This window comes from bacterium, from assembly GCA_026129405.1.
In the GTDB taxonomy this organism is placed as follows: domain Bacteria; phylum Desulfobacterota; class Binatia; order DP-6; family DP-6; genus JAHCID01.
This window is the reverse complement of record JAHCID010000001.1, coordinates 1110831-1131654: the sequence shown is the minus strand read 5'-3', so window position 1 is coordinate 1131654 and position 20824 is coordinate 1110831. Positions and strand designations below refer to the sequence as shown.

Sequence of the window (20824 nt, the reverse complement as noted above, 5' to 3'; positions counted from 1 at the left end):
CCGCGCTCAGCTCGGGAAGGCGACGTCCGGGAACGCCCGCCGCAGCTCGCGCTTCATGATCTTGCCGTTCGCGTTGCGCGGCAGCGTCTCGGGCCAGAACGCGACCCGCACCGGCACCTTGAACGCCGCGATCTTCTGCGACACCCAGTGCCGCAGCTCCTGCTCGTCGGCCTTCGCGCCGGGCTTCAGATGCACCACCGCCGCCGGCTCCTCGCCGAGCGTGTGGTGCGGCAGGCCGACGACCGCGGCGTCCATCACTGCGGGGTGGTCGTAGAGCGCGTTCTCGACCTCGACGCAGTAGATGTTCTCGCCGCCGCGGATCAGCATGTCCTTCGCGCGGTCGACGATGTAGAGGAAGCCCTCCTCGTCCATGCGCGCGAGGTCGCCGGTCTTCACCCAGCCGTCGACGAAGGTCTCGGCGGTGGCCTGCGGCTTCTGCCAGTAGCCGCGCACGACGATCGGGCCCTTGTACCAGAGCTCGCCCACCGCTCCGACCGGCAGGCGCTGGCCTTCGGGCGACATGATCATCGCCTCGCCGGTCATCGACGGCACGCCGCAGCTGGTCGGGCGCAGCAGGTAGTCCTCGGCGTAGTTCGAGACCGCCGTCGCCGAGGTCTCGGTCATGCCCCAGCCCTGTCCCGGCTGCACCTTCGGGAAGCGCTCGCGGATGCGGCGCACGAGGTCGCCCGCCGCCGGCGCGCCGCCGTACGACAGGGTCTCGAGCGACGACAGGTCGTAGGCGTCGAACCTCGGATGCTCCAGGATCTGCCAGGCGATGGTCGGCACGCCGCCCGCGCTGGTGACGCGCTCGCGCTCGATGAGCCCGAGCGCGGCGTCGACGTCCCAGCGCCGCTGCATGACGAGCTTCGCACCGCCCATCGCCGACGGCAGCATGACGGCGAAGCACCCGGTCGCGTGGAAGAACGGCACCGAGAGGAGGATCGCCTTCTGCGGCGCGTCCGGATCGGGCAGCGGCGGCCGCTCGCCGCGCCGCAGGTACGTTCGCGCCTGCGCGTTGGCCGCGTTGAGCATGTTCGAGACGATGTTGCGGTGGCTGATGACGGCGCCCTTCGGCTTTCCGGTCGTGCCCGAGGTGTAGAAGATCGTGACGTCGTCGTCGGGCTCGATCGGCAGCTCCGGCGGCGCTTCCTCGCGCAGCCCCGCCCAGTCGTTCGGCCGCCCGAATACGGCCTCGAGCCGCTCCACGCGCGGGTCGGCGACGTCGTCGGTCGTGCGCGCGACGTAGATCCTGCGCAGCGCCGGGCAGGCGTCGACGTGCTCGCGCACGCGCTCCCAGCGCTCGACGTCCATGATGGCGATCGAGGCGCCGGAGTCGACGAGGCCGTACTCCAGCTCCGGCCCCGTCCACCAGGCGTTGAGCGGCGTCACGATGGCGCCCGCCAGCACCGCGCCCCAGAAGGCGATCGGCCACTCGGGCAGGTTGCGCATGAGGATCGCGACGCGGTCGCCCTTCTGCACGCCGTCGGCGACGAGGCGCCGGGCGAGCGTCACCGCCGCGGCGCGATAGGCGGCGTAGGTGACGCGGTCGTTCTCGTAGACGAGGGCGTCGCGGGCCGCATGGCGCGCGGTCCCGGCAAAGACCTCGCGCAGCGTCGGCGGCGCGTTCTTCCACACCTTCGTGCGCACGCCGCGGATCGTCGCCTCGGTGATCTCGAGCGGGCTGCCGGGCTGGTTCAGCAGCGCATGCGCGTCGGCGATCGACATGGCCGGAAACCTGGGCGGCGTGGCGGAACTCGGCTGATCCACGAGCGGACCTCCTCGGGTGCGGGCGGTGGGGGCCCATAATGGAGCGGGCGAGCCCCGGATGGGAAGCGGGTATGCGGGTCCGCCGACGCGGCGAAGGACCGGTAGACGGCGGCGACGCGATTGACACCCGGACGCCGGCCATGTGCAGGTTCGCCGATGCGGCGCCCCGCTCCCATCACGCTCTCGACCCGGCGAACGCTGCTGGCGTGCGCCGGTGCGCTGGCACTGTGGCTCGGCACCGCCGCGGCGACACGCGCCGCGACCTGTCCGACCAGCGTCGACGCGGCGGCCTTCGCGAGCGCGGCGCAGCTGCGCGCGTGGGTCGAGGCGGTGAACGCCTACGGGCCGCGCATCCTCGGCAGCCCCGCGCACGACAAGGCCATCCGCTGGCTCGCACGCGAGGCGAAGTCGATCCGGGGCGCCACGACCTCGTACGACCGCTACCGCATCTGGCGCTGGCTGCCGCGGACGCGGATGCAGAAGGGTCCGGGGCTCGACATCGCGCGCGCCGGCGGCCTCACGATCACGCCGGCCGGCGGCGCGACCGTGCGGGTGCCGGTCGCGGGCGCGGTGCACTGGTCGAGCCCGACCCGCAAGCAGGGCCGGCGCGGACCGCTCGTCCGTCTCGACGCCGACGCGCCGATCACCGCGGCGAACGCCCGGGGAAAGATCGTCCTCGTCGACTTCCCGAAGAGCGCGATCCCGTACGTCCTGTTCCAGTTCGTCGGGCTGTACATCACGCCCGACATCCTGAACGACCCCGGATCGTACGACCGGCCCTATCTCGGGGGCGGCGTCCTGCACGACACGCTGCTCGCCGCCGGCGCAGCCGGCGCGGCGGGCGTCGTCTTCGCCTTCGACGTTCCGCGGGAGCAGGTCGCGGGCTACTACGATCCCCACACCGGGACGATCTACGGCGTCCCGGCGGTGTTCGTCGGGAGCGCGGAAGCCGAGCAGCTGCGGGCCGCGGCGGCGCAGGGCGGCGCGGCGGCGATCACCGTGCGCGCCAAGGTCGGCCGTGGCTCGACGAAGAATCTGGTCGCGACCGTGCCCGGTACGAGTCCCGAGAAGATCTCGCTGATGGCGAACACCGACGGCAACTCCTGGGTGCAGGAGAACGGCATCGTCGGGATGCTCGCGCTGGCCCGCTACTACGGCAGCCTGCCGATGGAATGCCGCCCGCGGACGCTCGAGCTGGCGTTCACCAGCGCCCACGACGCCATCGTCCAGGACGGTGGCGAGCGCTACGTGCGGACGCTGAATGCGGAGTACGAGCAGGGCCTGGTCGCGTTCGGCTTCGCGATCGAGCACCTCGGCACGCGCGAGATCCTCGCCGTCGGCGAGGGCGCCGACCGCCATCTCGCCTTCAGCGGCCTCGGCGACGTGCTCCTCTTCGCGGCGGGCGACAGCGACGTCCTGAAGGAGGTCGCCGTCTCGGCGGCGCAGCGCCGCAACCTCGATCGCACGGCGGTGCTCCGCGGCGTCGACGTCCCCGACGAGAGCCGCGTGCCGCCGCTCTGCTCGCTCGGCGGGCTCGGGAACTTCTACCACCGCAATCTGATCCCGACCCTGGCGATGATCTCGGGACCGTGGTCGCTCTACGATCCGGTGTTCGGCGCGGAGGCGATCGACTTCGAGCGCATGCGCAGCCAGCTGCTCGCGGCGGGCGACGCGATCCTGGCGCTCGCGGCGCTGCCCCGCGACGAGATCGCGGGCGACTATCTCGCGTTCCGCACCCGCGTGGCCCAGGGGGCGCCGACCTGCGCGCCCGAGATATATCCCCAGTTCGGACCGCGTCCGTCGAAATGACCGCCGCAGCCGCGCGGCTTCAGCTCGCGGGCGGCGTCCCGCGCAGCTCGGCCGCCGCGTCCTGGACACGCCGGGCGTCGACGGCGGGGTCGACCTCGGGCCAGACGCGCGCGACGTTGCCCTCGGCGTCGACCAGGAACGTCACGCGGTCCGTCAGCACGACGAACTTGCTCGGCACGCCGTACGCCGCCGCGACGTCGCCCGACTCGTCCGCGACCAGCGGGAACGGCAGATGGTGCTCCGCACGGAACGCGCGATGGCGCTCGGCGGAATCGCGCGACACGCCGAACACGACGATGCCCGCCTGCGCCAGCTTGTCGAAAGCGTCGCGGAAGGCGCACGCCTGCGTGGTGCACCCGGGCGTGCCGTCCTTCGGGTAGAAGTAGACGACGGCGAGCTTGCCGCGCACGTCGGAGAGCCGCACGGGCTTGCCGTCGGCGTCCTCGCCGACGAGGTCCGGCGCCTTGGCGCCGACCGGCAGCAGCCCGACGCCGCCGTCCGGGCGCCGCGTCTGGCCGCAGCCGGCGACGAGCAGCACCGCGACGAGGGTCGCGGCGACGAGGGAATGCGGGCGCGGGCGATCCATCGGCACCTCCGCGAGCGCACATCGCCGAGCCGCGGCGCGCTGTCAACGCGGCTCGGCGCGCGGATGGGCCTGCGACACGCGGATGCGCCACTGCCCGTCCGGCTGGCGCTGGAACACGTCGAGCCCCTGCTCCTCGTCGACGCGCTCGCCGGCGATCCCCGCGCCGGTGCTCCGCGCCGTCCAGACGAGGCGCACGGCCGCGAGGTCGCCGTCGACCATGATCTCGGTGATGGCCGGCGGATCGTAGCGTAGGGTCTCGTCGGTGCGTGCGAAGAGCCTGCGGAAGCCCGCGCACATGGCCGCGTGGTCGCGGTCGGGTCCGCCGGGGAAGGTCAGCACGACGTCGGGCGCGAAGAGGTCGCACACCGCGCGCAGGTCGCGGGCGTTCCAGGCCTGCGGCCACGCCGTCAGGCGGGCGCGGATGGCCTCGGCGTCGCGGGCGGGATCGTGGCCGCACGCCGCGAGGACGACGAGCAGGGTGCAGGCGGTCGCCAGGTTGCGTCCGTTTCCCATCGCGTTCGACCCTAGCGCTTCGCCCCCTGGATCAGCCACGTCCCGTCGCGCCGCACCAGCGCGTTGCTCACCCGCAGCTCCATACGGACCTCCTGCCCGGTCGCGGCGTCGCGGAAGGCGTCGCGGCGGGTGAACGTCGCCAGCGCGGTGTCGCCGTCGATGGCCACGACGACGTCGCTGAAGTCGACGTCGAGGTGGTCCGCGTTCGCCAGATAGCGCGCGAGCGCGCCGCGCAGCCGCGGGTCGTCGGCGACGTGGATGCGATCGAGGCGTCGCATGTCCTCGGCCTCGAGCGCCTGGCGGTACTCCTCCAGCAGGCGGCGGATCGCGTCCTCGTCGGGGCTCGCGGCCGCCGCGCTGGCCGGCGCCAGCAGGTGCCAGCGCCCCTCCTGGTCGCCCGGCGGCGGCGCCGGCTCGTCGGGAAACTCGCCCATGCTCTCCATGAGGCGGCGGAAGTGATCGGCATCCGCCATGGGCTGGAGGCGCACCAGCTCGTCGATCTCGGCGGCCTCGAACTTGACGCCGAGCCGGCGCACCAGCCTGGCGGCGAGGCGATTGTGCATGACGGCGAAGGTCTCCTCGGAGCCCTCCTCCTCCTCCGTCTGCGTGAGGCTGCCGCGCGCCGGGTCGACGACCTCGACCATGAGCTTCCAGCGCCGGCCCACGACCGAGAGCGTTCCGGAGATCATGCGCTCGATGCCGAGCCGGCGTGCCGCCTCGATCTCCGAGACCTCGTCGCGGTCCTGGACGAAGGCGATCTGCTGCTTCGACATCACCTCGATGGCGCCGAAGCGGTTCAGGATCGCGTTCAGCCGATCGCGTGTGACCACGACCGCCCATCCCGGGGCGTCGCCCTCGGCGCGCACGTTCATGACTCCGACGACGAGGCGAGTGGGGTCGTTGGGCGGCACGATCGGGAGGAAGTCGAAGACGTCGATGCTCGACGAGAGGATCTGCCCGACCAGGGCGAGCCCGCCGGCGAACGTCGCCACGCGCCGATAGACCCGGAGGCGCCGCGACTTCACCCCCGCGAGACGCGGAGCCGCATCGGCGACCGCCTCGACGGCGCTCGCCGCCGCAGCGGCGAGATCCATGCCGCCGCCGTCGGCCGGCGACGCCAGCGCGGCGGAGTCGGCCGCGTCCGGAGGCGCGGCGCCGGCGGGGCGTCCGGTGGCCTCGAGATCGAGCGGCGGCCACGGCTCGTCGCCCTGCGCCAGCGCCGCGCCGATGCCCGCCCGCAGCGCCGCGATGCCCGGATGGCGTCCGCTGCCCGTCCAGTCACGCAGGTCGATCGGGGCCGCCGCCCGCGCACGCACCGGCGGCAGCACGTCGTCGAGCAGCACGGAGACGAGGACCTCGCGCCGTGCGCCCTCGCGTGCGACCGTGCGCATCCACGGCAGCTCGACCGAGCACGCCGACCACGCCACCACGACGCAGCGGGCGCGGCGGGCCGCGTCCGGCCCGCGGGCGGTGTCGTCGGCCGCGTCGACGTCGACGGCGGCGGCACGCAGGAGGCGCAGGAGCGCCTCGGTCCGGGCGTCGTCGCACGGCGAGCAGGCGAGCACGACGTCGCTCATCGCCGCGTTCCTTGACTCCGGGTCGAGGCGCGTCCTACGCGGGGGCGCGCGAGCCAGGGAGGGCACGCGGTGCGGGACCATCGACCCGAGGAGGAACGACGCCGGCCGCGGGCGACGGCCGCCCTGCCGCTGCTCGCCTTGCTGCTCCTGCTCCCCGCCACGGCCACGTCCTCCGGCGCGACGTCACTCGTGGGCGAGATGGCGCGGGCGTTCGACCGCCGCATCTTCCCCACCCCCGGCGGCCGCTTCACGCAGCTGGTGACGCCGGTCGTGCAACGGCTCGCCCTGGCGGGCATCGACCTGCCGCCGATCGCGACCAGCCCGTCGTTCTACTGGAGCTACGACGCCGACGGCGTCCCGACCCGCTCGCGCGGCGCGCTCGGCTCGATGTTCGCCGAGCGCGCGAGCACGCTCGGCGCCCGCCGCTGGGACGTCGGCCTCGCCGTGCGTCACGCGGACCTCGAGAAGTTCGACGGCGCGCCGCTCGCGAACCAGCTCACGGTCACCAGCCGGGTGCCGTTCGGCGACGGCGTCGTGCGCCAGCGCTTCGCGGCGGCGGACTTCCGGCTGCGGCTCGACATGCTCGACGTCGCGGTCACCTACGGCGTCACGGATCGCTGGGACGTGAACCTCCTCGTCCCCGTCGTGGTCTCGGACCTGACGCTCGCGGGCGAGGCGACGGCACAGGTCGCGGGCTCGTTCGCGGGCCCGCCGGTGCACGAGGCCGTCGGTGTCGACGGCACCCGCGCCGGCGTCGGCGACCTCCTCCTGCGCACGAAGTATCGCTTCCTCGACCACGGCGCAGGCCGGCTCGCCGCGCTCGCCACGCTGCGCCTGCCCTCCGGCGACCCCGACGACTTCCACGGCACGGGCGACACCCGCCTCGGCGCCGCCTTGATCGCCTCCCGCGATTTTCGTGGCAACGATCTCCACCTGAACCTCGGCTGGGTTCTCGATGCGACCGACCTCCAACGCTCCCGCGCGACCTACGCCCTCGGCGTCGCCATCCGCGCGGCCGAGCCGGTGACGCTCCTCCTCGACCTGCTCGGCGCCTCCACCGTCGTCGACGACGAATTCACCGTCGCCGACGGCCGCTTTCCCCAGCAGTACGGCTTCGACGAGCTCGTCCGCGGCCGCGCCAACGGCGTCGTGTACGCGGCCATCCCCCGCGCCGACGTCGTCAACCTCGCCGTCGGGACCAAGATCGCCCTGGGACCGTGGTTCGTCACCGCGGTCTCCGCGGTCGTCCCGCTGACGCGCGATTCGCTGCGCCCGGACGTCATGGTGGCGTGGAGCCTGGAAGCTGCGTTCTGAGCTTCTCGCTCGGGAGGAGGACGAGCTCGCGCATCACCGTGACCGTGCCGCCGTCCTCGAAGCGGAACTCGACGCAGACGAGGACCGAGGACCGCTCCTCGGCCCTGAACGCCGCCATGATCGCCTTCCGGGCCAAAGCGTTGAACCGCAGCTGGACGTCGATCTCCTGCGTGCCGGCGGGCGTCGCGGCGAGGCGACGCACGCGACGCCGAACCTTCTTGGCCACCAGCGCCCCGGGCACCTCGAGGCACGCGGCCGGCTCGCCGGCCGCCGCCCCGGGCAGGAGCGCGCGCGCCGAGCAGCTCACCGCACGGCGAACCGTCGGGTCGGTGTTCGTGCACAGCACGCTCGCCGCCCGTGCTCCCGGTGCGAGGCCGCGCCGGCCGACCGTGCGCGCGCGGCGGGCGAGCGTCGCCTCGCAGAAGCGCACGCTGCTGCACGCGCCGGCGCGGCAGGCGTCCATCGTGCAGGGATCGCCGTCGTCGCAGGCGGTGTCGGGCGGCGCGAACACGTCGCCGGGGCAGACGGCCGAGGCGCCGTCGCAGGTCTCGGCGACGTCGCACGCGCTGGAGGCGGTGCGGCAGATCTGGCCGGGGCGAGCGAACCGGCACCCCGTGCAGCAGGGTCCGTCCGGCAGACCGGGCTCGCCGCACTGCTCGCCCGGATCGGCGACGCCGTTGCCGCACGCGTCGGCCCAGCACGCGCACTCCCCACGCTCGCAGAACGCGGCGCCGTCGCAGCCGGCCAGCGCGCACGGCGTGCGGTCCGGCTTCGCCGGGCCGGCCGGACAGACGGCGGCGCCCGCCGCGCACTCCGCCGCCTCACGACAGGCGTCGGCGGCGCGGCAGGTGACGCCCGCGTTGCCCGGCAGCGCACGGCACACCCCGTTGCCGTCGCACTGATCGCGCGTGCAGGGATCGCCATCCGCCGCGCACGGCGTCCCCACGGGGGCGAACGCGTTGGTCGGAGTGCACACCCGATCGACCTCGACGTCGGGTCCGTTGCACGGGTTGCCGTCGTCGCAGGGTGGCCCGTCCGGCGCGTCGCACCTCGCCGTCTCCTCGTTGCAGACCCCGCTCGAGACTCCGGACGCGGCGGCCTCTGCGCACGGTGTCCCGGCGTGCAGGGTGCAGCGGCCGGCGGCGTCGCAGCGATCGCGGCCGTTGCAATGGACGCCGTCCGTACACGGCGCACCGGCTTCGGCCAGGCGACACCGGGCGTCGCAGCAGCAGCGGTCCTCGGGCCGCGCCCAGTCGCACTCCTCGCCGACGCCGACGACGCCGTCGCCGCAGGCGCCCGGCGCGGTGGCGATGCCGTAGACCGTGCTCGTGGTCTCGCCGGCGACGAAGACCCGGCCGTCGGCGCCGACCGCGAGGCCCCGCGCGCGCTTCAGGACGGCGTTCTGCGCGCCGAGGCCCGGGGTCGCGACCTCGGGCTCGCCCTGGACGAGGACCACGTGGGTCCAGCCGTCGGCCGTCGGCGTGAGACGGACGACGTTGCTGCTCAGCTGCCCGGTCACGTACACCCGCCCAGCCGGGTCGACGACCACCTCGCGGGGAGCGTCGAGCGGCGGGCCGCGGAGCAGCTCGGTGATCTCGCCCGCCGGCGACACCCGCAGCACGTTGTCGCTCGCGACGCCGGTCACGAAGACGTTGCCGGCGGCGTCGACCGCGAGGCCGAACGGCTGATCGAGCAGCGCCCCGGCGGCTTCTGCCCGCGCCTGGTTCACGATCTCGCTGCGCACACCGTCGGGCGTGACGCGCAAGACGTTGTCGCTCGCCTCGCCTGCGGCGTAGAGGGTGCCGGCGGCGTCGACGGCGAGGCCGCGCGCGGCGGCGAAGGTCGCGCCCGCGCCGTCCCCGCTCGCGTCGAGCACGGTGACGGGCGTACCGCCGGCGGCCGGAACGCGAACCACGCGGTCTTCGGTCTGGAGCGAGACGAACACGTTGCCGGCGGCGTCGATCGCGGTCGCGTACGGCCGCGAGAGATCGGCGATCTTCCGGCGCACGCCGGCTGGCGTCACGCGAAAGACGGTGTTGCCGAGACCGTTGGCGACGACGAGCGTGCCGTCGGTGCTCACCGAGAGGCCGCGGGCGCCGTGCACGGCCACGCCCCCGCCGCCGGCCGCGTCGAGCACCGTGGTCACGCAGCCGCCCGGACTCACGCGCAGCACCGAGCTGGTGGGGTTGGAGGCGACGAAGAGGTTGCCGCGCGCGTCGAGCGCCAGCATGAACTGGAGCCCGCCGAGGAAGTCGGCGCACGCCGCACCGCCGCGATCGCCCTCGAGGCAGACGCCGGCGGCCATGCCGCACCCGTCCGCACCGGAGACCGCCGTCGAGCCGCAGCAGCGCTCGGCTTCGCACGCGCCGCAGGCCCCGACCCCCGGGCCGCAGCAGCACCGCTGGAGCACCTTGGTCGGCGTGGCTCCGACGGCGGCCCAGGCCAGATCGCTGTGCAGAAATGACACTATGACAGCGATCATGGACCAGACCAGCACGATCATGTCGCCGACTAGTCCAACCCCGCGCCCGAATGCAAGGTTGGCTGTCGCGCGTCAACGGAACTGTGCGACCACGCTGCGTCCGCCGCGTGGTCAGGCGTCGCGGGCGGCGAGGAACTCGCGACCTTTGCCGACCTCGGTGTTCACGACGACGCCGTCGCGGCAGAGCGGGCATGCCTCGGCGGGCCACGAGTCGAGGGCGAGCGTGACGAGCGCACTCAGCGCGGGCACGCCGAGCTGCTCCGCGGTCACGTCGCCGCGATTCACGAGCGCGACCACGCCGACGACCTCGCCGCCGGCGGCGCGCACGGCGGCGATCGCCTGCGCCACCGAGCCGCCGGTGTTGAGGATGTCCTCCACGACGAGCACGCGCCGGCCGCGCACCAGCTTGTCGTAGCCGCGTCGCAGGCCGAGCCCGCCCTCGGGCAGCTTCTCCGCGTAGACCGCAGGCAGATCCAGATGATGTCCGATCCACTGCGCGAGGATGATGCCGCCAAGCGCCGGTCCGCAGACGATTTCGGCGTCCTGCGGTCGCGCCCGTTCGGCGAGCAGCGCGCACAGCTCCGACACGCGCCGGGTGTCGGGATACACCGCGTCCTTGTTCACGTAGGCGCTGCCGTGGCGGCCCGAGGTGTAGACGACGTGGCTGCCGCGGATGACGGCGCCGGCGTCGGCGAGGATGCGCTCGGCGCGCGTCACGCCGGCGCTCCGGCGCCGTCGCCGCGCTCGGCCGTCAGCTGCGAGCGCAGCCAGGAGTCGATGAACGCGTCGAGATCGCCATCGAGCACTGCGTCGGTGTTGCCGATCTCGGCGTTCGTGCGGTGGTCCTTCACCATCCGATAGGGGTGCAGGACGTACGAGCGGATCTGGTGGCCGAAGCCGATCTCGGTCTTGCCCTTCTGGAGCTGGGCCACCTTCTCCTCCTGCTTCTGCCGCTCCAGCTCGTAGAGCTTCGCACGCAGCATCTTGAACGCCGTCGCCTTGTTCTTGTGCTGCGAGCGCTCGTTCTGGCAGGCGACGACGATGCCGGTCGGCAGGTGGGTCAGGCGAACGGCCGAGTCGGTCTTGTTGACGTGCTGGCCGCCGGCGCCGCTCGAGCGGTAGGTGTCGATGCGGAGGTCGTCGTCCTTGATGTCGATCTGGATGTCGTCGTCGAGCTCGGGCATCACGAGCACCGACGCGAACGACGTCTGGCGGCGGGCGTTGGCGTCGAAGGGCGAGATGCGCACCAGCCGGTGCACGCCCGACTCGGCCTTGGCGTAGCCGTAGGCGTAGGGCCCCTCGATGGCGACCGTGGCACCCTTGATGCCGGCACCCTCGCCGGGCTGGACCTCGAGCAGCTCCACCTTGAACCCGCGCCGCTCGCCCCAGCGCAGGTACATGCGCAGCAGCATCTCGGCCCAGTCCTGGGCCTCGAGACCGCCCGCGCCGGGGTGGATCTCGATCAGGGCGTTGCCGGCGTCGTGCTCGCCGCCGAGGAGCTGCTGCAGCTCCAGGGCATCGAGCGACGCCGAGACGGCGTCGACCTTGGCGCGCAGCTCGGCCAGCGCGTCGGCGTCGCCCTCCTCGGCCATCTCGAGGAAGATCTGCGCCTCGTCGACGTCGCCGCGCTGCTTCCTCCAGCCGTCGATCGCGGCCTGGACGCGGGCGTTCTCGCGGGTGACGGCCTGGGCGCGCTCGGCGTCGTTCCAGAAGTCGGGGTCGGCCGCCTGGAGGCTCAGCTCGCCCGCGCGGCGCTCGAGTTGGGGGAGGTCAAAGATGCCTCCCGAGCTCGGCCACACGCTCCTCGAGCGTGCGAACGGACTCACGCAGTGTCGCCAGCTCGACGGCGGGATCCACGACCTTGCCCTGTTCCATGACGGGGCGTTGTAGCGGGGAGCGCACCGGGACGCGAGGGCCGCCGTCTTTGACTGCGCCCGGCTGACCGACTACGCACTCGCGCGGAGGTCTCCGCCGATGACCCGACTCGTGGTGGCCCTGCTCGTCGCCCTCTCGCTCGTCGCCCCGCGGCCGGTGCGGGCCGCCGAGGAGCTGCTCGTCTTCGCCGCCGCCAGCCTGACGAACGTCCTCCAGGAGGTCGTGCAGGCGTTCGAGAAGACGAGCCACGATCGCGTCACCTTCAGCTTCGGCGGCTCCAGCGACCTCGCACGCCAGATCGTCGCCGGCGCACCGGCCGACGTGTTCTTCTCGGCCGACGTGGCGCAGATGGAGCGTGTCGTGAAGGTCGGCGCCGTGCAGCAGGGCGACGTGCGCGAGCTGCTCACGAACAGCCTCGTGGTGATCGTCCCGACGAACGCGACCACCACGATCGACGGCGCCGGCGACCTCGCGAAGGTGAAGCGCCTGGCCCTCGCCGATCCGAAGGCGGTGCCGGCCGGCGTCTACACGAAGCAGTGGCTCGAGAAGGCCGGCACCTGGAAGGCGACCGAGCCGCACGTCGTCCCCACCGTCGACGTCCGCGCCGCGCTCGCCGCCGTCGCCACCGGCGCCGCCGACGCCGCCGTGGTCTACAGAACGGACGCGGCGATCGAGCCGCGGGTGCGCATCGCGTACGCGGTCCCCGCCGCGGACGGGCCGCGCATCGTGTACGCGGTCGCGCCCGTGCAGTCCTCGCACAAGCTCGACGAGGCCAAGGAGCTGGTCGACTTCCTCGCCTCACCGGCGGCGCGCCCGGCCTTCGAGCGCGCGGGGTTCGGCGTCCTGCCGTGAGATGACCGCCGGCGACATCGGCGTCGTCGTCTTCACCCTCGAGGTGGCGGCGCTCGCCACGCTCGTGATCCTGCCGCCCGGGGTCGCCCTGGCGCTGCTCCTGGCGCGCTGGCGCGGGCCGGGCACCGGCCTCGTCGAGACGCTGTGCTCGCTGCCGCTCGTGCTGCCCCCGACGGCGGTCGGCCTGGCGCTGCTCGAGGTCTTCGCCCGACGCGGCGTCCTCGGCGGCTGGCTCGAGGGGCACGGCATCACCATCGCCTTCACCTGGAAGGGCGTCCTCGTCGCCACGGCGGTGATGGCGTTCCCGCTCCTCGTACGCACCGCGCGCACCGCGTTCGAGGAGGTCGACCCGCGCCTCGTCGGCATCGCGCGCACGCTCGGCTGCGGGCCGGTGTCGGCGTTCTTCCGCGTCACGCTGCCGCTCGCGTGGCGCGGCGTCCTCGCCGGTACGGTGCTCGCGTTCGCGCGGGCGCTCGGCGAGTTCGGCGCCACGGTCATGCTCGCCGGCAACATCCCCGGACGCACGCAGACGCTGTCGCTGGCGATCTTCCAGGCCGTGCAGATCGGCGACGACGAGCGCGCCCGCGCGCTCGCGGGCGTCACCGTCGGGCTCGCCTTCGCGACCCTGTGGGCGGTCGAGTGGCTGGTGCGGCGACGGGAGCGGCGGCCGTGATCGCGCTCGACGTCAGGCTGCCGCTGGCGCGGTTCACGCTCGCGGTCGACGTCACCCTGGGCGGCGACGGCGTGACCGCGGTGATGGGCCCGTCGGGTGCGGGCAAGACGTCGCTGCTCGAGGCGGTCGCGGGCCTGCGCCGCGCCGCGCACGGGCGCGTCGTCGTGGGCGACGCCGTCTGGCAGGACGGCCGCACCCGCCGCCCCCCCGAGCAGCGCCGCGTCGGCTACGTGCCGCAGGACGCCGGGCTCTTTCCGCACCTCTCGGCGCGCGCGAACGTCGCCTTCGGCGCCCGCGTCGACGCCGCCCGGCTGGCGGAGATCGTCGACACGCTCGAGCTCGGCCCGCTGCTCGCGCGGCGCCCGGGCACGCTCTCCGGCGGCGAGCGCCAGCGCGTCGCCCTCGCCCGGGCGCTGGCGCACGCGCCGGCGCTGCTGCTGCTCGACGAGCCGCTCGGCGCGCTCGACGTCGCGCTGCGCGAGCGCATCGTCCCCTGGCTGCTGCGCCTGCGCGCCTCCTGGCAGGTGCCCGTGCTGTGGGTCACGCACCAGGTCGGCGAGGCGCTGGCGCTCGCCGACACCGCGCTCCTCCTGCGCGACGGCCGCGTCGTCGCCCAGGGCGCGCCGGGCGATCTGCTCGGGATCGCCGCCGGCGAGCGCGATGGCGGCGTCGAGAACCTGCTGCCGGCGACGATCATGGAGCACGACGTCGCCGGCGGCATCTCGCGCGTCCGCCTCGGCGACGGCCTCGGGCTCAGCATTCCGCTGCACGCCGACCGCCCCCCGGGCAGCGCCGTCACGCTCGGCGTGCGCGCCGAGGACGTGCTGATCGCGATCGCGCCGGTGCAGGGGCTCTCGGCCCGCAACGTCGTCGCCGCAACCGTGCTCGACGTCACGCGCGCCGGCGCGGACGCGCTGGTGCGCTGCGTGCCCGCCGGCGGCAGCGCCTGGCTCGTGCGCTGCACCCCCGCCGCCGTCGCCGATCTCCGGCTGCACACGGGACGCCCGGTCTGGCTCGCGCTGAAGAGCCACTCCGTGCGGGTCGCTTGAGCGAGCTCAGCTCCCGCGTCCGCCCGCGGCCGCCGCGTCGATGACGCGCCGGGGCAGCGTGCCCCAGCGGCTCCGCCCCCGCGGCTCCGCGAGCAGGCGGCGCCGCAGCGTGTCGGCGTCGAGGTCGAGCGCCGCACACGCGTTCAAGAACGAGAAGGGATGTTCGAGATCGTCCGCCGCGCACCAGGCCACGGTCTCCTCGAACAAGCGCTTGCCCGCCTTCGAAACCCCCACGTCCCGCCGCTTCAGGATCGACACCGCGTCGTCGAGCACCGCCGCCACCAGGGCCCGGGCGGGATGCACCCCGATCCGCCGCGATCCCTGCACCGGAGGAATCGCCTCGTCGCCGCGCACGGCGTGTCGCGTAGTGAACATCGTGTCCCTCCCGTCGGATGAGCGTCGGTCGGGACGAAAGGCAGCAAGGGGCGTGCCCCGGTCGGCGGGGCATCATGGTCCGGGGCGGGTGCGTGGGCGCGTGGTACGGCGAGCCGCGGGTGGAATGCGGACGACTACCCCGCCCGCCGCCGCGCGCCCACGCCCAGGAACGCCACCAGCACCGCCGCACACGCCCACACGAACACGTTCCCGTACTGCGCGTAGAACGTCTTCACGCCCGGCCACGTGACCTCGTCGACGTACCAGAGCGTCTCGTACAGCGGGCTCGCCCAGCGGATGTGGCCGGTCGCGTCGATGAAGGCGCTGATGCCGGTGTTGGCGGCGCGCACCATCGGGGTGCGGTTCTCGATGGCGCGAAAGGACTCCTGGACGAGATGCTGCCACGGGGCGGAGGTGCGACCGAACCAGGCGTCGTTGGTGATGTTGACGAGGACCTGGGCACCCGCGTCCACGAAGCGGCGGGGCAGCTCGGGGAAGATGCCCTCGTAGCAGATGAGGGTGCCGAGCTTCGCCTGCGGGATCGTGAACACCGTCGGGTCGATGCCGGCGCCGATCTGGCCCACCGCGGTCACGATCTGGGGGACGAAGAAGAGGATGCGGCGGAAGGGGACGTACTCGCCGAACGGCACGAGCTGGATCTTGTCGTACGTGCCCTGCTCGCTGCCGTCGGGGCCGAGCAGGAAGGCGCGATTCAGCTGCTCGATCCTGCCGTCTTCCACGCGGAAGGCGGGGCTGCCGAAGAGCAGCGGGATGCGGACCTCGCGCACCAGCTCGAGGAGGTCCTGGCGCCACGGCGACGGCTCCTGGAAGAAGAACGGCGCCGCCGTCTCGGGCCACACGACGAGATCGGGCTTCAGCCGCGCCGCCTCGCGCGTGAGCGTCGCGTAGCGCGCCATGGTCTCGGCCTGGAAGGCCGGATCCCACTTGCGGTCCTGCTCGACGTTGCCCTGCGCCACCGCGACCGTCACGCGGCCCGCGGGCGGCATGGCGGCGAGCTGCCCCTTGCGCCAGGCACCGACCGCCGGCAGGACGCCGACGAGAATCGTCAGCACCGCGAGCGGCGGCCCGACGCGCAGGACGCCGCGGCCGCGCTCGCGCAGCACGCCGGCGACCACGACGTTGAACAGCACGAGCACCGCCGACACGCCGTAGACGCCGGTCACCTCGACGATCTGCACCAGGTTCGAGAAGCGCCACTGCGAGTAGCCGAGCGCGGCCCAGGGGAAGCCGATGAAGAACCAGCCGCGCACCCACTCGAGCGTCACCCAGAGCGCCGGCGCGAGCCACAGCGCGGGCAGGCCGCGGCGCTCGAAGAAGCGCAGCCCGGCGGCGAAGGCGCCGTGGTAGCACGCGAGCACCGCCGACATCGCCACCAGCAGCACGACGCACACCACCGTCGGCAGCGGCGTGTAGTGCGAGATCGTGTGCACGATCCAGTAGCAGGTGGCGAGGAAGAACGTCATGCCCGCCACCCAGCCGAGCGCGAACGCGGAGCGCACCGAGCGGCCGTGGGTGGCGAGCAGCAGCGGCACGAGACCGATCCACGCGAGCGGCGTGACGTCGAGGCTCGGGAACGACGCCGACAGGAGGAGGCCGCTGCCGGCGGCGTAGGCGAGGCGGCGCCAGCGGCCGTCGGGGACCGGCGTCTCGAGCTGGGCGACGAGGGGCCCGCCGGCGCCGTTGCGGCCGACGTGGACCGTTTCGGCGCCCGACTGGCGTGCGGGCTCCGCCGTCACGCGGCGCTCCGGTGCGGCGGCGCGAGGATGCGCCGCAGCGCGCGCTCGCGCCGCTGCATGCGACGCGCCTCCGCCGGCGAGCCCTCGTGGTCGTAGCCGAGGAGATGCAGCAGCCCGTGCACGAGCAGGCGATCGGTCTCGCGGCCGAGCGTCGCGCCGCGCTCGGCCGCCTGCCGGCGGGCGGTGTCGACCGAGATCACGACGTCGCCGAGGAGCCCTGCCGGCCGCGCCCCCTCGCCTTCGCCCTGCGCGAACGACAGCACGTCGGTGGGACGGTCGCGGCCGCGCCAATCGCGGTTCAGCCCATGGATGACGGCGTCGGAGCAGAGCACGATGGACAGCTCGGCGTCGGGCAGCGCGAGGGCGCGCAGCAGCCGGCGGGCGTTGCGGCTCACGCGACCCGCCAGCTCCGGCACGCGCCGCCCGCGCATCGCGACCACGACCTCCACGCCGTCACTCGGAGCGGTCGGCGCCGTCGTAGGCGGTGATGATCTCCTGCACGAGCGGGTGCCGCACGACGTCGCGCTCGGTGAAGGTGACGAAGCGGATGCCCTTGATGTGCGCGAGCAGGCGCGCCGCCTCCTTAAGGCCCGACGCCTTGCCGGCCGGCAGGTCGACCTGGGTGACGTCGCCGGTAATGACCGCCTTCGAGCCGAAGCCGAGGCGCGTCAGGAACATCTTCATCTGCTCGCTCGTCGTGTTCTGCGCCTCGTCGAGGATCACGAACGCGTCGTTCAGCGTGCGGCCGCGCATGAAGGCGAGCGGTGCGACCTCGATCGTGCCGCGCTCGATGAGCTTGCGCGCGCGGTCGTAGTCGACCATCTCGTTGAGCGCGTCGTAGAGCGGGCGGAGATACGGGTTCACCTTCTCGGCGAGATCGCCGGGCAGGAAGCCGAGCTTCTCGCCCGCCTCGACCGCGGGCCGCGTCAGCACGATGCGCTGGAAGTTGTTGCGCATGAGCTCGGCGACGGCCATCGCCATGGCGAGGTACGTCTTGCCGGTGCCGGCGGGGCCGATGCCGAAGACGATGTCGAAGTGGCGGATGGCCTCGATGTAGCCCTTCTGCGCCAGGCTCTTCGGCGTGATGGTCCGCTTGTGGGCGGAGATGAAGACGGTGTCGAGGAAGATGTCGCGCAGGCGCGCGCCGCGGTCGGCCGAGAGGATGCGCGTCGCGTAGTCGACGTCCGAGGCGTAGATCGGATAGCCCTGCTCGAGGAGCCCGTAGAGCTGCTGGAGCACGCGGGTCGCCAGCTCGGCCTCGACGGCGTCGCCGTGCACCGTGACGGTGCCCTCGCCGGCGTGGAGGCGCGCGCCGGTCGCCTTCTCGACGATCTTCAGGTGCTCGTCGTGATGGCCGAGCAGCTCCCGGAAGAGCGCCGGATCGTCGAAGCGCAGGGACGCGGGGGCGACGGCGGGTTCGCTCAAGTTCGCAATCCGCTTCAGCGGGCGCCGAGCAGCTCGCGCGCGGCCGCGATCGCCGAGTCGATCTTGCCCGGCTCCTTGCCCCCTGCCTGCGCGAAGTCGGGCCGGCCGCCGCCCCCGCCGCCGACGAGCGGGGCGAGCTGCTTGATGATGTTGCCGGCGTGATAGCGCCCGACGAGATCCTTCGTGACCGTCGCCAGGAGGATGGCCTTCTCGCCCTGCGCGGCCCCGAGCACGACCACGCCCGAGCCCAGCTTGTCGCGCAGGCGGTCCGCCATCTCGCGCAGGCCCTTGTCGTCGAGCCCCTCGACCTTCGTCGCCAGCACCGTGATGCCGTCGACCTGCTTCGCGTCGGCCATGAAGTCGCGCGACGCGCCGCCGGCGAGCTTCGCCTGCAGCTCGCCGATGCGCTTCTCCTGCTCGCGCAGCTGGCCGAGGATCTTCTCCAGCTTGGCGCGGGCCTCGCCCTCGCCGGCCTTGAGCAGCGACGCGAGGTCGCCGAGCAGCTCCTCCTGCCGGCGCACCGCCGAGATCGCCCCGGCGCCGGTGCTCGCCTCGAGGCGGCGCACGCCGGCGGCCACGCCGCTCTCGTCGCGCAGGCGGAAGTAGCCGATGTCGCCCGTGCGCTGCACGTGCGTGCCGCCGCACAGCTCGACCGAGAAGTCGCCCATGCGGATGACGCGCACACGGTCGCCGTACTTGTCGCCGAAGAAGGCGAGCGCGCCCGCCTTGATGGCGTCGTCGTAGGACATCTCGTCGACGGCGACGTCGGCGTTGGCGCGGATCATGGCGTTGACGTCGTCCTCGATCGCCTGGAGCTCGCCGTCGTCCACCGCCTTGTGGTGGTTGAAGTCGAAGCGCAGGCGGTCGGCGCTGACGAGCGAGCCCGCCTGCTTCACGTGGCCGCCGAGCCGGTTGCGCAGGGCGGCGTGCACGAGGTGGGTCGCGGAGTGGTTGAGGCGCGTGGCCTCGCGGCGCTCGGGATCGATCGTGAGGCGGACGCGGTCGCCGACCGCGATCGCTCCCTGCCGCACGACGCCGCGATGCGCGACCACGGTGGGCGCGACCTTCACCGTGTCGTCGATCTCGACGCGCGTGCCGGCGTCGGTGACGACCCAGCCGCGGTCGCCCGTCTGGCCGCCCGACTCGGCGTAGAAGGGCGTCTCGGCGACCACGACGTCGACGTGGGCGCCCTCGCGCACGGGTCCCGTCGCGGTCTTGCCGTCGACGAGGAGCGCGAGCACCTCGGACTCCCACTCGGGGATGCGATCGCCGACGAAGCGCGTGCGCACGTCGCCCGCGGTGGCGATCTCGGCGCTGCCGGTGGCGTCGGCGAAGCGCTGGGCGCCGCGGGCACGCTCGCGCTGCGCCGCCATCTCGCGATCGAAGGCGGCCTGGTCGACGGTCATGCCTTCGCCCGTGAGGATGTCCGCGGTGAGGTCGAGCGGGAAGCCGTAGGTGTCGTAGAGCTTGAACGCGACGTCGCCCGCCAGGACCGTGCGGCCCGCCGTGCGTGCCGTCTCGATCTCGCCGGCGAGGAGCGCGAGGCCGCGGTCGAGCGTCTGCGCGAAGCGCTCCTCTTCGGTACGCACGACCTCGGCGATGCGCGCATGCCCGTCGACGATGGCCGGATACGCGTCGCCCATCGCGTCGCCGACGGCGCCGGTGACGTCGAACAGGAACGGCCGGTCGATGCCGAGCAGCTTCCCGTGCCGCGCCGCGCGCCGCAGCAGGCGGCGCAGCACGTAGCCCCGACCCTCGTTCGACGGCAGGATGCCCTCGGAGACCAGGAACGTCACCGCGCGGGCGTGGTCGGCGATCACGCGCAGCGAGACGTCGCTCTTCTCGTCGCCGCCGTAGCGCACGCCCGAGAGCTTCTCGGCGCGCGCGATGATCGTGCGGAAGAGGTCGATGTCGTAGTTGCTGGCGACGCCCTGGAGGATGCCGGCGATGCGCTCGAAGCCCATGCCGGTGTCGACGTGCTTCGCCGGCAGCTCGGAGAGCACGCCGGAGGCGTCGCGATTGTTCTGGATGAAGACGAGGTTCCAGATCTCGAGATAGCGCGCGCAGTCGCCGTTGACGGCGCAGCGATGCGGCTGGCCCTGCTTGTCGCAGGCGGCGGGGCCGCGATCCACGTGGACCTCGGAGCACGGGCCGCACGGGCCCGTGTCGCCCATCTCCCAGAAGTTCTCGTCCTCGAAGCGCGAGATGTGCTCGGGCGCGATGTCGGTCCGGGTGCGCCACAGCGCGTCGGCCTCGTCGTCGGTGGTGTAGACCGTCGCGTAGAGCTTGTCCTTGGGCAGCTTCCAGACGCCGGTGAGGAGCTCCCACGCCCAGGTGATGGCCTCGGCCTTGTAGTAGTCGCCGAACGACCAGTTGCCGAGCATCTCGAACAGCGTGTGGTGGTACGTGTCGCGCCCCACCTGCTCGAGGTCGTTGTGCTTCCCGCTGATGCGAAGACAGACCTGGCTGTCGGCAGCACGCACGTAGGGCCGGGTCTCGCCGCCGAGGAAGACCTGCTTGAACGGGACCATCCCCGCGTTCGTGAAGAGGAGGCTCGGGTCGTTCTGCGGCACCAGCGGGGCGCTGGGCACGATGGTGTGGCCACGCTCGCGGAAGAACTCGAGAAACGCCTGCCGGATCTGGCTCCCGGTCACGTTGCTCGGTTTATCGGCTCGTCCGACGAGCGGCAACCGCGACGGCCGCGTGAATACCTCCGGCGCAGCGTCGTCCCAGGCACATGGCGATGGCGGCAGCGCGGTGGCTGGTGCTG

The 20824-nt window shown here is 73.3% G+C and carries 17 protein-coding genes; 5 read left to right on the top strand and 12 right to left on the bottom strand.

The features are described from left to right. Positions 1–6: 6 nt before the first annotated feature. The gene (locus tag KIT14_05200; protein MCW5889931.1) at positions 7–1725 is read right to left on the bottom strand and encodes an acyl--CoA ligase; all 1719 of its coding nucleotides are present in this window, start codon (positions 1723–1725) and stop codon (positions 7–9) included. Positions 1726–1923: 198 nt separating this feature from the next. Here KIT14_05200 and KIT14_05195 point away from each other — a divergent pair, with 198 nt between their 5' ends. After that, positions 1924–3576: a hypothetical protein gene (locus KIT14_05195; protein ID MCW5889930.1), complete on the top strand. Its 1653-nt coding sequence runs from the start codon at positions 1924–1926 to the stop codon at positions 3574–3576. Positions 3577–3595: 19 nt separating this feature from the next. Here KIT14_05195 and KIT14_05190 read toward each other — a convergent pair whose 3' ends face one another. Genes KIT14_05190 through KIT14_05180 form a run of 3 tightly spaced genes read right to left on the bottom strand, consistent with a single transcriptional unit; the run spans position 3596 to position 6252 of the window. Further along, a complete protein-coding gene (locus KIT14_05190) occupies positions 3596–4162 on the bottom strand; it encodes a peroxiredoxin (GenBank protein MCW5889929.1) in 567 nt (188 codons plus the stop codon). 42 nt (positions 4163–4204) lie between these two features. Continuing rightward, positions 4205–4675, bottom strand: a complete 471-nt coding sequence (locus KIT14_05185; GenBank protein MCW5889928.1) for a nuclear transport factor 2 family protein — start codon at positions 4673–4675, stop codon at positions 4205–4207. An 11-nt stretch (positions 4676–4686) separates the two neighbouring features. Then, positions 4687–6252, bottom strand: a complete 1566-nt coding sequence (locus KIT14_05180) for a nuclear transport factor 2 family protein (GenBank protein MCW5889927.1) — start codon at positions 6250–6252, stop codon at positions 4687–4689. A gap of 69 nt (positions 6253–6321) precedes the next feature. Here KIT14_05180 and KIT14_05175 point away from each other — a divergent pair, with 69 nt between their 5' ends. Further along, positions 6322–7566 (top strand): transporter, encoded by a 1245-nt coding sequence (locus tag KIT14_05175; protein ID MCW5889926.1) that lies wholly within the window; start codon positions 6322–6324, stop codon positions 7564–7566. On the opposite strand, the gene KIT14_05170 is transcribed toward KIT14_05175, so the two are convergent. From KIT14_05170 to prfB, 3 genes are all read right to left on the bottom strand, one after another. Beyond that, complete coding sequence (locus KIT14_05170) at positions 7532–10069, bottom strand: hypothetical protein (protein MCW5889925.1); 2538 nt, start codon at positions 10067–10069, stop codon at positions 7532–7534. The genes KIT14_05175 and KIT14_05170 overlap by 35 nt on opposite strands. Before the next feature lie 90 nt (positions 10070–10159). Then, positions 10160–10765 (bottom strand): phosphoribosyltransferase, encoded by a 606-nt coding sequence (locus tag KIT14_05165; GenBank protein ID MCW5889924.1) that lies wholly within the window; start codon positions 10763–10765, stop codon positions 10160–10162. Continuing rightward, positions 10762–11874: a peptide chain release factor 2 gene (gene prfB, locus KIT14_05160; GenBank protein ID MCW5889923.1), complete on the bottom strand. Its 1113-nt coding sequence runs from the start codon at positions 11872–11874 to the stop codon at positions 10762–10764. The genes KIT14_05165 and prfB overlap by 4 nt, the downstream gene beginning before the upstream one ends. A gap of 148 nt (positions 11875–12022) precedes the next feature. Here prfB and modA point away from each other — a divergent pair, with 148 nt between their 5' ends. The 3 genes from modA to modC are packed head-to-tail and all read left to right on the top strand — an operon-like array spanning position 12023 to position 14497. Continuing rightward, positions 12023–12775: a molybdate ABC transporter substrate-binding protein gene (gene modA / locus KIT14_05155; GenBank protein MCW5889922.1), complete on the top strand. Its 753-nt coding sequence runs from the start codon at positions 12023–12025 to the stop codon at positions 12773–12775. 1 nt (position 12776) lies between these two features. Continuing rightward, a complete protein-coding gene (modB, locus tag KIT14_05150) occupies positions 12777–13448 on the top strand; it encodes a molybdate ABC transporter permease subunit (protein ID MCW5889921.1) in 672 nt (223 codons plus the stop codon). After that, positions 13445–14497, top strand: coding sequence for a molybdenum ABC transporter ATP-binding protein (gene modC / locus KIT14_05145; protein ID MCW5889920.1), 1053 nt, complete (start codon positions 13445–13447; stop codon positions 14495–14497). The genes modB and modC overlap by 4 nt, the downstream gene beginning before the upstream one ends. Before the next feature lie 6 nt (positions 14498–14503). On the opposite strand, the gene KIT14_05140 is transcribed toward modC, so the two are convergent. The 5 genes from KIT14_05140 to alaS form a co-directional block, all read right to left on the bottom strand. Continuing rightward, positions 14504–14872, bottom strand: a complete 369-nt coding sequence (locus tag KIT14_05140; GenBank protein ID MCW5889919.1) for a hypothetical protein — start codon at positions 14870–14872, stop codon at positions 14504–14506. 134 nt (positions 14873–15006) lie between these two features. After that, positions 15007–16629 carry an apolipoprotein N-acyltransferase gene (lnt, locus tag KIT14_05135; protein MCW5889918.1) on the bottom strand — a complete coding sequence of 541 codons (1623 nt, stop codon included), beginning with the start codon at positions 16627–16629 and terminating at the stop codon, positions 15007–15009. Continuing rightward, on the bottom strand, positions 16626–17060 hold the full coding sequence (ybeY, locus tag KIT14_05130; protein ID MCW5889917.1) for an rRNA maturation RNase YbeY: 435 nt from the start codon (positions 17058–17060) through the stop codon (positions 16626–16628). The genes lnt and ybeY overlap by 4 nt, the downstream gene beginning before the upstream one ends. A gap of 22 nt (positions 17061–17082) precedes the next feature. Beyond that, a complete protein-coding gene (locus KIT14_05125; GenBank protein ID MCW5889916.1) occupies positions 17083–18063 on the bottom strand; it encodes a PhoH family protein in 981 nt (326 codons plus the stop codon). A 5-nt stretch (positions 18064–18068) separates the two neighbouring features. Further along, positions 18069–20708, bottom strand: a complete 2640-nt coding sequence (alaS, locus tag KIT14_05120) for an alanine--tRNA ligase (GenBank protein ID MCW5889915.1) — start codon at positions 20706–20708, stop codon at positions 18069–18071. Positions 20709–20824: the final 116 nt, after the last annotated feature.